The organism is Acinetobacter sp. V104_13 (assembly GCF_031798995.1).
Classification (GTDB): Bacteria; Pseudomonadota; Gammaproteobacteria; order Pseudomonadales; family Moraxellaceae; genus Acinetobacter; species Acinetobacter pittii.
Genome location: NZ_JAVQNP010000014.1, coordinates 38,686 through 52,826, shown reverse-complemented (window position 1 = coordinate 52,826; position 14,141 = coordinate 38,686). Strand labels below are relative to the sequence as shown.

The following is a 14,141-nucleotide window of genomic DNA, read 5'->3' as shown; positions in this document are numbered from 1 at the left end:
TGGAAAAAGCTACCACCTTCAAGCATGGTCACAAACTCTTTACCCGCATTAATCAGTTCAGGATCTTCTTCACCTGCAGCTGGCGGTGGGCCAAAAGCCAAAAGGCCATTTTCAGAATGAAGGAAAATATCTTTATCGTTAGGTAGGTAGCTTGCAATCTTGGTTGGTAAGCCAATGCCTAGGTTTACATAGGCACCATCTGGAATATCTTGTGCCACACGTTTTGCAATCTGGTCACGGCTGAGTTTCTGGTAGCTCATGTTATTTCTCCTTATTGCTTACTGCGCGGGCTGTACATGTACAACGTGCTGTACAAAAATACCTGGGGTAATGATGTGCTCTGGATCTAGGCCACCTAGCTCAACCACTTCAGAAACCTGAACAATGGTGACATCCGCAGCCATGGCCATAATCGGGCCAAAGTTGCGTGCAGATTTACGGTAAACGAGATTGCCCCAGCGATCGCCCTTGTAAGCTTTAATTAAGGCGAAGTCAGCCTTGATCGGATACTCAAGCACATAATCTTTCCCATCAATCTCACGGGTTTCTTTGCCTTCAGCTAAAAGTGTTCCGAAGCCTGTTGGGGTAAACACAGCGCCTAAGCCCATACCCGCTGCCTGAATACGACACGCCAGATTACCTTGCGGGACCACTTCAAGCTCGACCTTTCCGGCACGGTAAAGTTCATCAAACACATAAGAGTCTGACTGACGCGGGAAAGAACAGATGACTTTTTTAACCGAACCGGCTTTAAGCAGTTTCGCCAAACCATAATCGCCATTACCGGCATTGTTACTGACGATGGTTAGGCCTTTAACACCGAGTTCAATAAGACCATCAATGAGTTCAGCGGGTTGTCCTGCGGTACCAAAACCACCAATCAGAATGGTTGCACCATCTTTAATCTGCGATAGAACCTCGCTTAGTGAGGACTTACTTTTGTCAATCATGTGAGAAACCTTAGAGCATGAGGTAACGTGATGTATTACTACCGCTAAAAATTTATTTAAATTCTTAATGGTAGTAATAAATGGAATAAATTTTGTGAGTCAAAAGCGAACTTTTAACTCACATATACTTTCAATTAAGCACTAGCGCGACGACGTTCAACTTCAGTTGAAGGAGCAGCAGCGGCATCTTTAACAAGTTCGATGTTAAATGTGATGTGTTTGAAAGCGTGATCTAAACCACGGCGTTGAATTTCAGCTGGGTCAGTTACATCAACTGCTGTTGCAACTAAGCCGTCACGGGTTGCGAAAGCAAAGTCATCCCATAAGTACTCATCACCCTCAATGTTGAATTGAGTAGTCAGCTTGCGGTAACCTGGTGCAGAAACGAAGTAATGAACGTGAGATGGACGGTTACCATGACGGCCTAATTTGTTAAGAAGGGCCTGAGTTGTACCTTCTGGCGGGCAACCATAACCTACAGGCATAGTTGTTAATGCAACATACTTACCATCAGCATCAGTCAAGATGGTACGACGTAAGTTGAAGTCAGATTGAGACTTATCAAAGAATGAATAGTTACCCAAACTGTTGGCATGCCATACTTCAACTTTGGCATTTTCAATGATATTGCCATCAGTATCAGTTACAGTACCTTCAATAATTAAGGTATCGATTTTGCCAGATTCTGTACCATCATCCATACGTGCAAAACCAACAGATTCAGGCGCGCCAGCTACATAAAGTGGGCCTTCGATGGTACGTGGTGTGCCACCCGTAACACCAGCTTTGGCATCAGCTTCATCTGCACGTAAATCAAGATAATGCTCTAAACCTAAGCCAGCTGCCAAAAGACCAAGTTCGTTTGCTTGACCAGCATCTGTGAAATATTCCAAACCTTTCCATACTTCTGAAGGTTGGATGTCTAAATCTTCAATGGCTTGAAATAAATCCCCGAGAAGGCGCACTACAATTTGTTGAACACGTGCATCAACTTCGCCTTTTGCAGTGTCGACATTCATTTGTTTTACAAGCGCATCAATTTGTTGACGGTTCATACTAAAACTCCTTAAGTATGCAATACGGTTTTGGGTGGCAGCGCTGCGGGCATTTTGTCTTGCTAGCGAATAATTGCCGCCACGTTCCTTGTTACCTTCTGAATAATCTGCTTGGTTTTTAAATGGACTTCAGAGATCACATTTAAAAAATTCTTTTATTTACGAATCATCATCACGAACAGAAGAAGGGTGGCGATTAAGTGCCATCACTTCGATGTTCATGTAGGGATAGAGAGGTAAACCCTGTAAAATATTGTGCAATTCTTCATTACTCTCGACATCAAAAATACTGATGTTTGAGTACTGGCCTGTAATACGCCAGATGTGACGCCATTTACCTTGACGCTGTAAGTCTTGCGAATAGGCTTTTTCAACAGCCTTAATTTCATTTGCTTTGTCGGCTGGCATATCAAGTGGAATATGCACATCCATACGTACATGAAATAACATTGGAAACTCCTTATCCTGTTGCCTTAACGACGTAACTTCTCGACTTTATCTTCATCAATTTCAATGCCTAAGCCTGGAGCCGTTGGCAAGTGCAATTCAAAGTTTTCGTAACGTAGCGGTTCTTTCAGAATTTCTTCGGTAAGCAATAACGGACCAAATAATTCAGTACCAAACGCTAATGTTTCAAAGGTTGCAAACGCATGAGCAGAAGCCATGCTACCTACAGGGCCTTCAAGCATAGTGCCGCCATAAAGATCAATTCCAGCCAAACCTGCAACCTTGGCAACTTCACACGCTTCGATCAGACCACCAGATTGTTCAATCTTCACTGCAAATACATCTGCACCATGACTTTTTGCAATACGATATGCGCTGTCAGGACCAGTTAAAGCTTCATCCGCCATGATTGCGACATCAAAACGTTGGGTGAGGCGAGCAAGTGCTTCAGTATTTTGAATAGCACAAGGCTGTTCAATTAAATCAATCCCGCCATCTTGTAGCTGTTGAATACCTTGAATACATTCCAGCTCTGACCATGCACGATTTACGTCAACGCGTACACTAATATCTGCACCGAGTGCTTTTTTAATTGCAATCACATGATCAACATCGTGTTGCAAAGGGCGTGAACCAATTTTGAGTTTGAACGTGTTATGACGTTTTAACTCAATCATTTTCCGAGCTTCAGCAATATCTTTTTCTGTGTCACCAGACGCGAGCGTCCAAAGTACAGGTAAACTATTACGCAGACGGCCACCTAAAATTTCACTTAATGGCACGCCTAAACGTTTTGCCTGAATATCAAGTAGAGCGGTCTGAATGGCACATTTCGCAAAACGGTTACCATTAATATTCTTACGAATCAGTTTTAGTGTTTGAGCCACATTTAAATCTTTAACTGATGCGAGTAATGGTGCAAAGTAAGTATCAATATTGGCTTTGACACTTTCAGGACTTTCTTCACCATAGTTCAGTCCACCAATGGTGGTCGCTTCACCCCAACCTACAATACCATCCGTGGTCGTAATTTTAACGAGCACCAAAGTCTGAGTACGCATGGTAGTTACAGACAACTGGTGAGGACGGATAGTTGGAATATCCACAAGTATGGTTTCTATGGTTCTATACATGAAGTTTCAACTATTTCAAACTTGTTTACATACCATAGAAGAATGTAATAGCCTAAAATAGATATAGAACGGTATTTTAAGATACTAAAAAGGTATATTAATGGAATTAAGACATCTACGTTATTTTGTTACCGTTGTTGAAGAACAAAGTCTGACTAAAGCCGCTGAGAAGCTTTTTATTGCTCAGCCACCACTCACGCGTCAAATCAAGAAACTTGAGGAAGAGTTAGGCATTGATCTGTTTGTGAAAGGCTCACGTCCATTAAAAGTGACAGAAGCAGGGCTGTTTTTTTACCAACATGCTGTTCAGATTTTAACGCATACGGCTCAAGCAGCGTCTATGGCAAAAAAAATGAAGCTGGTCGAGAATGTTGTTAAAGTTGGCTATGTGAGTTCGCTTCTTTATGGGCGATTACCACAGGTCATTTATCTATTTAGACAAAAAAATCCTGACATTCATGTCGAGCTTATTGAATGTGGTACACGAGATCAGGTCGAAGCCTTAAAGTTAGGAAAAATTGATTTAGGTTTCGGACGGCTACCTATTAGCGATCCTGCCATTAAGCGACTTCTACTTCGAAAAGAAAAATTAAAACTCGCGATTCATAAAAAACATCCTTTAAGTGAGTTTCAAGAATCAGGAATTTATTTATCTCAAATTATCAATGAGACAATTTTCTCTTATCCAACGACACCTAAACCAAATTTTTCGACCACTATTCAAGCTTTATTTACCAAATTAGGTCTTGTTCCTGCCAAACTGACTGAAGTCCGCGAAATTCATATGGCACTTGGCTTGGTGGCATCTGGAGAGGGTATTTGTATTATTCCAGAAAGTGCCTGTGATATTGGAATGAAGAATCTAACTTATTTAAATATCTTAGACTTAGAAGCCTATAGTCCTATTTCTCTATCGATGCGCAATATGGACCAAAGTTCATATATTCCTAAAATCTTAGATTGTATTGAAGAGATCTATAGCGAAGAAGAAGTATCCAGAAATTTAAATTTATAACTTTTTAATACGTTTTAAATTGAATTATCATGTTATTTTAAAACTTTAAACTTATAGGTAATATTTAAAAGGATTATTAGATGAGAAAAATTTTAGGGATAGCTTCTCTTATTATGTCTAGTGGTTTTGTACATGCTGAGCAAATAAATGAACAAGAACAAATTTCTCCATACAGTGCTAATGTAACCTTCGCAAGTCAATATATATCACGTGGTTTTCAACAAACTTGGGGCAAGCCTGCTTTACAAATTGGTCTAGATTATGCAAATCCGAATGGATTATTTGTAGGGACTTGGGCTTCAAATGTAAGTTCTAACTATCTTCGAAATGCTTCAGTTGAGTGGGATTTTTACACAGGTTATATAAAAACTTTTGATAAGTTTTCGGCTGGAATGACGGTTTTTTATTACTACTATCCGGGAGCTAAAAGTACACCTGAAACGGGGAGTACCAGTTATAACTATGGCGAAATTGTGCCTCAAATTGGTTATGGGCCTTTGACTCTTAAATATTTTATTACCTATACCCCAGATTATGCAGGCTATAACTCAGATACGATGGGTGGTACAGAAGGTAAACGTTCACGAGGAACAACTTATCTAGATTTAACTTTTACTCAGCCTATCAATGAGTCTTGGACTTTTGGTGCTCACTATGGCTATGAAAGAATTAAAAATTTCTCGGAAGCTAACTTTCAAGATATGAAAGTCGAATTGATTAAAGATTTAGGGGATGGCTGGACTACTGGTTTAGCGTATACCAAAGCTTGGGATAAAGATGGGTTCTATAAGAAGTATAGTAATGGTGAACCCGATGCACCAATTTCAAACCCGATTGATTCGACATTTACTGTCTCAGTTAAAAAAGTATTCTAATTTATAAATAAAAAAGCCTGATGACTTTATTTTGAGCATCAGGCTTTAAATAGAAAATATATAAAAATTATTTTTTAATTAAATCGTAAGCCATTTTGGTGTCGTCAAGCTGAACAAGTGAAGCATGGCGAGCAGAAAGCGGATCTTTATTTTCAATTGCTGTCAAAATTGCTTTATGTCTAGGTAGTGAATGGCCTTGTAAATTTGGGCGCAGACTGGTGACTTGAATAGATTGCTGCAAAGGTAAAACCAGCATTTTCGACATATAAGCCAGCAAGTCATTATGGGTTGCTTTGGCAATTGCCAAATGAAATTGAATATCTGGCTCTATAAATTCTTCAACTGTTGTTGCTTTTTCCATTCCTTCATAGGCATGCTTAATACGTTCAATATCTTCTTCGTTTGCTGTACTTGCCGCAATATAGGCTAACTCTGGTTCCAAAACGCGTCGTACAGTAGAAAGGGTTTTAAAAAATTCGTGTTCAGGAGTGGTTTGAATCAACCAAAACAGTACATCCGGGTCAAGTAAATGCCATTCTTCTTTAGGCCTCACCACCGTTCCGATTTTTGGTCTAGAGTAAGTTAAGCCTTTAGCATTTAAAACGCGTATTGCTTCGCGAAAGACAGGGCGGCTGACTTTATATTCCTCACATAAATCAACTTCACTTGGGAGTTTTTCATTTTCTGAAATTTCTCCAGAAACAATTTTTAATCCCAATTGTTGAACAATTAATGCATGTTGGCTTTTGCTTGGAATAGGATTTTTATAGTCAGCTTTACTCATATTTCACTATTACGACATGTTGAATATCCTATGGTATAGATGACCTTGTGTTTTAACAAGATCATCTTTTTCAAGAATAAATATTAATGAGAATGACGTGGAACTTCTGAGCCACGGCAACCGACCAAGAAATCAAAATCACACCCTTCATCAGCTTGTAAAACATGTTCTACATAGAGTTTGCGGTAGCCACCAATAAAACTTGGCGGAGCTGGAGGTGCTAAATTCTCAAGACGTTGCTTAAGTTCTTCATCACTTACTTCTAGGTGGAGTTTACCTGCATAGGCATCGAGTTCAATAAAGTCACCATTTTGAACTACAGCTAAAGGTCCGCCAGCCATGGCTTCAGGGGCAACATGTAAAACCACCGTGCCATACGCTGTTCCGCTCATACGTGCGTCGGAAATACGAACCATATCGGTAATGCCTTTGGCTAAAATTTTTGGTGGTAGGCCCATATTTCCAACCTCGGCCATGCCCGGATAGCCTTTAGGGCCGGCATTTTTCATGACTAGAATACAAGTTTCATCGACATCAAGGTCTGGGTCATTAATACGGGTTTTATAATCATCAAAGTTTTCAAATACGACTGCACGACCACGGTGTTTCATCAGTTCAGGTGTGGCAGCAGATGGTTTAAGTACCGCACCTTTAGGCGCTAAATTACCGCGCAAAATACACATACCGCCATCTTGTCGAATTGGATTATCTATTTTCCGAATCACTTTATCGTTATAAATAGGTGACTGCTGGCAATTTTCCCAAATGCCTTGACCATTTACGGTTAAAGCCTGTGGATGTGGCAAAAGATTGGCTTCACCCATACGACGAATCACGGCTGGCAAACCGCCGCTATAATAAAACTCTTCCATTAAAAAATGACCCGAAGGCTGTAAGTCAACAATGGTTGGCATGCCACGGCCAACACGGTTCCAGTCATCCAGTTGTAAATCAACCCCAATACGTCCGGCAATTGCCTTTAAATGAATGACTGCATTGGTTGAACCACCAATAGCTGCATTGACTTTAATGGCATTTTCGAAAGCTTCTTTGGTTAAGATTTTAGAAAGGCGTAAATCTTCATGAACCATGTCAACAATACGCATACCAGACAGATGAGCCAGCACATAACGGCGCGAATCTACCGCTGGAATGGCTGCATTGTGTGGTAAAGAAGTGCCTAGGGCTTCAGCCATACAGGCCATTGTAGAAGCTGTGCCCATGGTGTTACATGTACCAGCCGAGCGCGACATACCAGACTCAGCAGATAAAAATTCATTTAAATCAATTTTTCCTGCTTTTAACTCTTCATGCATTTGCCAAACGATGGTACCTGCACCAATGTTTTTGCCTTTGTGCTTACCATTCAGCATAGGACCACCAGTCACTACAATGGCAGGAATATCACAGCTTGCAGCGCCCATTAATAATGCAGGGGTGGTTTTGTCACAGCCTGTCAGTAACACTACGCCGTCAATAGGGTTACCACGAATAGCTTCTTCGACATCCATACTGGCTAAGTTGCGGGTAAACATAGCGGTAGGGCGTAAATTCGACTCACCATTTGAAAACACTGGAAATTCAACAGGGTAGCCGCCCGCTTCTAAAATTCCTTTTTTTACGTGTTCGGCAATTTTTCGAAAATGCGCATTGCATGGGGTGAGTTCAGACCACGTATTACAAATTCCAATGATGGGCTTGCCTTGAAACTCATGATCTGGAATTCCTTGGTTCTTCATCCAGCTGCGATACATAAAGCCATTTTTATCCGTTGTACCAAACCAGGCAGCCGAACGAAGAACTTGTTTGTTATTCATACAAATTTCCCTATATAGTATTACTATTAGAATTAATTAATTTAAAAATACACCATAAATTTTATTTTTAAAAGGTTTGAAATTTAAATAGTATTACTATATTTTAAATTAAAAGGATAATTTACGAGCAAGATGCTCTATAAGTAAATAATAGGAAATGGAGTCGAACATGGATTTCGAAAAGGATGTAATACGGACGGTCACGTTTAAGCTGATACCTGCATTAGTCATACTATATCTGGTGGCATACATTGATCGGGCCGCTGTTGGGTTTGCCCATCTGCATATGGGTGCAGATGTAGGAATTGGTGATGCTGCCTATGGTCTAGGAGCTGGCTTATTTTTTATTGGATATTTTCTTTTTGAAGTTCCAAGTAATTTGCTTTTAGACAAATTTGGTGCTCGTAAATGGTTTACCCGCATTTTATTAACATGGGGCCTCATCACCATGGCCATGGCGCTTATTCAAGGCCCTAAAAGTTTTTATCTATTACGGTTTTTACTCGGTGTAGCAGAGGCAGGTTTTTTCCCTGGTGTTTTATATTTAATTACACAGTGGTATCCGGTGCGGCATCGCGGAAAAATCATGGGAATGTTTGTGCTTTCACAACCGATTGCCATGATGATTGCAGGGCCTTTAGCTGGTCTATTACTTGGCATGGATGGCATTGCAAACTTACACGGTTGGCAATGGTTATTCATTGCAGTCGGCTTACCCGCAGTTTTGTTAGCTCTACCGACATTCCTGTGGTTACCCGATAACATTGAGAAAGTGAAATGGTTGAGCATTGAACAAAAGAAGTGGCTTAAAAATGAACTTGTTAAAGATGAAGCCGAATATGACCAAACTCGACATGCTAATCCATTACATGCTTTAAAAGACAAACGCGTACTTTTATTAGCATTGTATTACTTACCAGTGACTTTAAGTATTTACGGTTTAAATCTCTGGCTTCCTACCATTATTAAGCAATTTGGAGGCGGTACTGATATTCAAATTGGGTTCTTATCTAGCATTCCCTACGTTTTTGGAATTATTGGATTATTAATTATTCCACGTAGTACTGACCGCCTGAAAGATCGTTACGGACACCTAAGTTTTCTGTATGCACTAGGTGCTTGTGCAATGTTTTTAAGTGCTTGGCTAAATTCTCCAGTCATGCAGTTGGCAGCTTTGGCTGTAGTTGCGTTCTGTCTATTTTCATCGACTGCCGTGTTTTGGACATTACCGGGTCGTTTCTTAACGGGTGCAAGTGCAGCGGCTGGTATCGCCTTAATTAACTCTGTTGGAAATTTAGGTGGCTATGTCGGGCCATTTGGCATCGGACTTTTAAAAGAATACACAGGAAATATGGCTGCTGGTTTGTATTTCTTATCTATCGTCATGCTTTTTGGCTTGATTTTGACTTATATCGTCTATGCCAAGCTCGAACGTCAAAAAACACAAACAGTGAATATTCAAAAGCCTTTGTAAGGAATAAAACATGCAAATTATTCAATTTGAAAATCGTGCAAATCAACGTGCCGTTGCCAAAGTAGAAGGCAATATGGCATATCCGATTAAAAATATTCAATCGGTTCGTGATTTAGCACTTTTAGCAATCCGCAATAAAGTTTCACTGGAACAACAAGTTGAGACATTAGGGTTTGAGTCCGAAACTTATGATTATTCATCTTTATTAGCAGACTTAAAGGTATTGCCGCCTTTAGATCATCCAGACCCAACGCACTGTTTAGTTTCTGGTACAGGTTTAACCCATTTAGGTTCTGCATCTGCACGCGACAAAATGCATCAACAAAATTTAAGTGATGACAGCTCGGTGACCGACACTATGCGAATATTTCAATGGGGGCTACAAAAGGGGCGTCCAGCACAAGGTCAGATCGGTGCACAACCGGAATGGTTTTATAAAGGTGACGGTTCAATCGTGGTAAGGCCAGGAGCTGAATTACCTTTACCACCATTTGCTGAAGACGGCGGCGAAGAACCTGAAATTGCAGGCCTCTATGTTATTGGCGAAGACTTAAAGCCTTACCGAATCGGGTTTGCGCTGGGCAATGAATATTCTGACCATGTGATGGAGCGTCGTAATTATTTATATCTGGCGCATTCAAAATTACGTTTTTGTAGTTTTGGTCCAGCTTTACGAACAGGCGAATTACCGAAACATTTAGTGGGAACCAGCCGCTTACGCCGTGATGGAAAAATCATTTGGGAAAAAGAATTTTTGTCGGGTGAAGACAATATGTGTCATAGCTTGGCAAATCTGGAATATCACCACTTTAAGTATCAACAATTCTTAAAAGCAGGGGATGTTCATATTCACTATTTCGGTACAGCCACTTTGTCTTTTGCCGACGGTATTCAAGCGCAAGTCAACGATGAGTTTGAAATAGAGATGAAAGAGTTCGGTCTCCCTCTTAAAAACAAACTAGCCCATACCCAACCAGAGCTATCGATTGGTTCAGTTATAACACTTTAAGGAATTTAAAATGGTCATTGGACACAACTTTATTGGCGGTTCACGCAGCGCACAAGGTACAACCTTATTAAAAAGCATTCATGCTACGACTGGTGAGGCTCTACCTTATGAGTTTCACCATGCAACCGAGCAAGAGGTGAATCAAGCTTGTGAAGCAGCAAGTCAAGCGTTTAAAACTTACCGCCATACATCACCTGAACAGCGCGCTACCTTTTTAGAAAATATTGCCGATGAACTCGATGCATTAGGTACAGATTTTCTTGAAATTGTCTCACAGGAAACCGCTTTACCGCTGGCACGTTTGCAAGGTGAACGTGCCCGTACTAGTGGACAAATGCGCCTGTTTGCCAAAGTACTACGCCGTGGTGATTTTTTAGGCGCCCGTATTGATACCGCTTTACCTGAGCGTCAGCCTTTACCTCGACCAGACTTGCGACAGATTAAAATCGGTGTTGGCCCTGTGGCAGTCTTTGGGGCAAGTAACTTTCCTCTAGCATTCTCAACTGCGGGTGGTGATACTGCTTCGGCACTAGCGGCAGGTTGTTCGGTGGTGATGAAAGCCCACAGTGGACATATGGCGACAGCAGATTTTGTAGCGCAGGCAATTGAGCGTGCCGTAGAAAAATCAAGTATGCCAAAAGGTGTATTTAACATGATCTACGGTAATGGCGTGGGTGAACCTTTAGTGAAACATCCTTTAATTCAGGCTGTGGGTTTTACCGGTTCACTTCGTGGTGGTCGCGCTTTATGTGACATGGCCGCAGCCCGTCCACAGCCAATTCCCGTATTTGCTGAAATGAGCAGTATTAACCCGATGTTGTTGTTGCCAGAAGCCTTAAAAAACCGTGGAGAAAAAATTGCACAGGACTTAGCCGACTCAGTTGTTTTAGGCTGTGGTCAGTTCTGTACCAATCCGGGTTTAATTTTAGGTATTAAATCAGCTGAATTTAGCCAGCTCATTAACAACCTAACCGAAATTATGGGTGGCAAACCTGCACAGACTATGCTGAATGCCGGCACCTTAAAAAGTTATACCGCTGGTCTTGAGCATTTAACTGAGCATCAAGGTATTGAACATTTGGCAGGCAATACTCAAAAAGGCAATCAGGCGCAGCCGCAACTGTTTAAAGCGGATGTTGAATTATTACTGGCAGGCGACCAACTTCTGCAAGAAGAAATCTTTGGGCCAACTACGGTCATCATTGAAGTGGCAGATAAAGCCCAACTCATTCAGGCGCTACAAAGCATGAATGGTCAGCTGACTGCAACTTTAATTGCCGATGAAGCAGATTTAACCGAGTTTGCAGATGTAGTTCCTGTGCTAGAAGAAAAAGCCGGTCGATTACTTTTAAACGGTTACCCAACAGGTGTAGAAGTATGTGATGCCATGGTACACGGCGGGCCATATCCAGCAACCTCAGATGCACGAGGCACCTCAGTCGGAACCTTGGCCATTGACCGTTACTTAAGACCTGTGTGTTACCAGAACTATCCGCAAAGCTTATTGCCAGAGGCTTTAAAAGACAGCAATCCATTGCAAATTTTAAGGTTGGTGAATGGTGAGATGACCAAAGAAGCCATCTAAAAATTAAAAAGAGACCACAAAATGGTCTCTTTTTATTCTTGTAATGAATAATAGTCGATAAACCTAATTCATTTAGCAATATAGTTAATCAGTTGTTATATCTTTTGAAAAAATTACTTTTACATTAATTGACTGAGTAATTACTGTTGCTCATATCAGAGCATGTTAATTTATGTGCAATATTGTTATTAGAACATCAAAGCTCATTTTAACTGAGTATAAATATTCAAACCTTTATAACGAATCTATAAACAGTTTTTCATCAGGAGAACAAAGATGGGATATGTAACCACAAAAGATGGCGTAGAAATTTTCTATAAAGATTGGGGACCACGCGATGCCCAAGTTTTATTTTTTCATCATGGTTGGCCTTTAAGTTCAGATGATTGGGATACACAATTACTTTTCTTTTTAGGGCAAGGTTATCGTGTTGTCGCATATGATAGACGTGGACATGGGCGTTCAAGTCAGGTGTGGGATGGTCACGATATGGACCATTATGCAGATGATGTGGCAGAAGTAGTTAAACATCTGAACATTAAAAATGCAATTCATATTGGCCATTCAACAGGTGGTGGTGAGGTAGTTCGCTATATCGCACGTCATGGTCAAGAAAACGTTACAAAAGCTGTCCTTGTTAGTGCGGTTCCACCACTTATGGTTAAAACTGAAAATAATCCTGAAGGTTTACCAAAAGAAGTTTTTGATGACCTGCAAAATCAAGTTCTCACAAACCGTGCGCAATTTTTCCGTGACTTGCCATCTGGCCCGTTCTATGGATTTAACCGACCAGATGCGAAGCCATTGGAAGGTATCATTTCGAACTGGTGGCGTCAGGGCATGACGGGTAGTGCAAAAGCGCATTACGACGGTATCGTCGCTTTTTCACAAACCGACTTTACAGAAGATTTAAAGAAAATCACTATTCCTGTTTTGGTATTACATGGTGACGACGACCAAATCGTGCCTTATAAAACTTCTGGGGTGAAATCGGCAGAATTGCTTCAAAATAGCCAACTCAAAATCTATCCAGGCTTTTCTCACGGGATGTTAACCGTGAACCATGAAGTGATTAATGCAGACTTATTGGCATTTATACGCGAATAATTAAAAGTCTTTAAACTTTAAAAAAGGCATTTTGAATGCCTTTTTTTATAATAAAAATAAATTGTAATCAAAATTGAAATAAGGTTCATAACTTTACCAAGCGCACACTTTCAGTAACAGCTTTCTATGTTTTGATAGATGAACGATAGAATTATAAGTATGAAAAATGAGGTGATGAAATGTCTAAACGCATATTACATGTCGTGACCAATGTTTCACGCTATAAGGATGTCGATGAACCAACAGGGCTGTGGTTAGGCGAGCTCACTCATGCTTATGACGAATTTGAAAAACAAGGTTATGTGCAAGATATTGTGAGTCCAAATGGCGGAAAAACTCCAATTGAACCAAAATCGCTTGTGCCTTTAGTGGCAGATAAATCTGTTAAAGACCGAGAAAAAGATCAGGCTTTTATTACGCTGCTGGCAAATACCTTTAAGCCTTCCGATATTAATTGGCAAGACTATGACGTGATCTATTACACAGGTGGCCATGGGGTGATGTGGGATTTTTTAGATAATCCTGAACTTCAAGAAATCACCAAAAACATTTATGAAAAGGGCGGCATTGTTTCGAGTGTTTGTCATGGCTATTGTGGCTTGCTCAATGTCAGACTTTCAAATGGTGACCGACTTATAACAGGCAAAAAGTTAACAGGCTTTGCATGGAGTGAAGAGGTTTTGGCAGGAGTAGCAAAAAAAGTGCCATACAATGCCGAAGAGTTAGCAAAAGAATATGGTGCTCGTTATGAAAAAGCTTTTATTCCTTTTGCACCATACGTCGTTCAAGATGGTAAGTTAATTACGGGTCAAAATCCGTTTTCAGCTAAAAAGACAGCTTTAGCGATAATAGAAGAGCTAGAAAAGTCGTAATTTAATGATTCAAATATA

14 protein-coding genes are annotated in these 14,141 nt (G+C 40.6%); 7 read left to right on the top strand and 7 right to left on the bottom strand.

Annotated elements, in window-relative coordinates:
* The 5 genes from RMB06_RS03720 to RMB06_RS03700 form a co-directional block, all read right to left on the bottom strand.
* On the bottom strand, nucleotides 1-260 hold a 260-nt coding region (locus tag RMB06_RS03720), incomplete at its 3' end, for a CoA-transferase (protein ID WP_311078407.1).
* An 18-nt stretch (nucleotides 261-278) separates the two neighbouring features.
* Nucleotides 279-950, bottom strand: a complete 672-nt coding sequence (locus RMB06_RS03715) for a 3-oxoacid CoA-transferase subunit A (protein ID WP_311078405.1) — start codon at nucleotides 948-950, stop codon at nucleotides 279-281.
* A 134-nt stretch (nucleotides 951-1,084) separates the two neighbouring features.
* A complete protein-coding gene (gene catA / locus RMB06_RS03710; protein WP_002113693.1) occupies nucleotides 1,085-2,005 on the bottom strand; it encodes a catechol 1,2-dioxygenase in 921 nt (306 codons plus the stop codon).
* 159 nt (nucleotides 2,006-2,164) lie between these two features.
* Nucleotides 2,165-2,455 (bottom strand): muconolactone Delta-isomerase, encoded by a 291-nt coding sequence (catC, locus tag RMB06_RS03705; RefSeq protein WP_000897236.1) that lies wholly within the window; start codon nucleotides 2,453-2,455, stop codon nucleotides 2,165-2,167.
* Nucleotides 2,456-2,478: 23 nt separating this feature from the next.
* A complete protein-coding gene (locus RMB06_RS03700; protein WP_025466487.1) occupies nucleotides 2,479-3,585 on the bottom strand; it encodes a muconate/chloromuconate family cycloisomerase in 1,107 nt (368 codons plus the stop codon).
* Nucleotides 3,586-3,685: 100 nt separating this feature from the next.
* Between RMB06_RS03700 and RMB06_RS03695 the strand changes: the two genes are divergently transcribed.
* Nucleotides 3,686-4,600, top strand: coding sequence for a LysR family transcriptional regulator (locus RMB06_RS03695; RefSeq protein WP_017386078.1), 915 nt, complete (start codon nucleotides 3,686-3,688; stop codon nucleotides 4,598-4,600).
* A gap of 80 nt (nucleotides 4,601-4,680) precedes the next feature.
* A complete protein-coding gene (locus tag RMB06_RS03690; RefSeq protein WP_311078404.1) occupies nucleotides 4,681-5,475 on the top strand; it encodes a TorF family putative porin in 795 nt (264 codons plus the stop codon).
* Nucleotides 5,476-5,542: 67 nt separating this feature from the next.
* Here the strand turns inward: RMB06_RS03690 and RMB06_RS03685 are convergent, their stop codons facing one another.
* Both RMB06_RS03685 and RMB06_RS03680 read right to left on the bottom strand, forming a co-directional pair.
* Nucleotides 5,543-6,259 carry a FadR/GntR family transcriptional regulator gene (locus RMB06_RS03685; RefSeq protein WP_005069141.1) on the bottom strand — a complete coding sequence of 239 codons (717 nt, stop codon included), beginning with the start codon at nucleotides 6,257-6,259 and terminating at the stop codon, nucleotides 5,543-5,545.
* An 83-nt stretch (nucleotides 6,260-6,342) separates the two neighbouring features.
* Complete coding sequence (locus RMB06_RS03680) at nucleotides 6,343-8,076, bottom strand: IlvD/Edd family dehydratase (RefSeq protein WP_311078401.1); 1,734 nt, start codon at nucleotides 8,074-8,076, stop codon at nucleotides 6,343-6,345.
* Between the two features lie 169 nt (nucleotides 8,077-8,245).
* Here RMB06_RS03680 and abaQ point away from each other — a divergent pair, with 169 nt between their 5' ends.
* From abaQ to RMB06_RS03655, 5 genes are all read left to right on the top strand, one after another.
* Nucleotides 8,246-9,550: a multidrug efflux MFS transporter AbaQ gene (gene abaQ / locus RMB06_RS03675; protein ID WP_311078400.1), complete on the top strand. Its 1,305-nt coding sequence runs from the start codon at nucleotides 8,246-8,248 to the stop codon at nucleotides 9,548-9,550.
* 10 nt (nucleotides 9,551-9,560) lie between these two features.
* Nucleotides 9,561-10,559 carry an AraD1 family protein gene (gene araD1 / locus RMB06_RS03670; protein ID WP_311078399.1) on the top strand — a complete coding sequence of 333 codons (999 nt, stop codon included), beginning with the start codon at nucleotides 9,561-9,563 and terminating at the stop codon, nucleotides 10,557-10,559.
* 10 nt (nucleotides 10,560-10,569) lie between these two features.
* Nucleotides 10,570-12,144, top strand: a complete 1,575-nt coding sequence (locus tag RMB06_RS03665; RefSeq protein WP_311078397.1) for an aldehyde dehydrogenase (NADP(+)) — start codon at nucleotides 10,570-10,572, stop codon at nucleotides 12,142-12,144.
* 276 nt (nucleotides 12,145-12,420) lie between these two features.
* Entirely contained in the window at nucleotides 12,421-13,251 is an 831-nt protein-coding gene (locus RMB06_RS03660) for an alpha/beta hydrolase (protein WP_311078395.1), read from the top strand.
* Nucleotides 13,252-13,430: 179 nt separating this feature from the next.
* Nucleotides 13,431-14,123 carry a type 1 glutamine amidotransferase domain-containing protein gene (locus RMB06_RS03655; RefSeq protein ID WP_311078393.1) on the top strand — a complete coding sequence of 231 codons (693 nt, stop codon included), beginning with the start codon at nucleotides 13,431-13,433 and terminating at the stop codon, nucleotides 14,121-14,123.
* Nucleotides 14,124-14,141 lie beyond the last annotated feature (18 nt).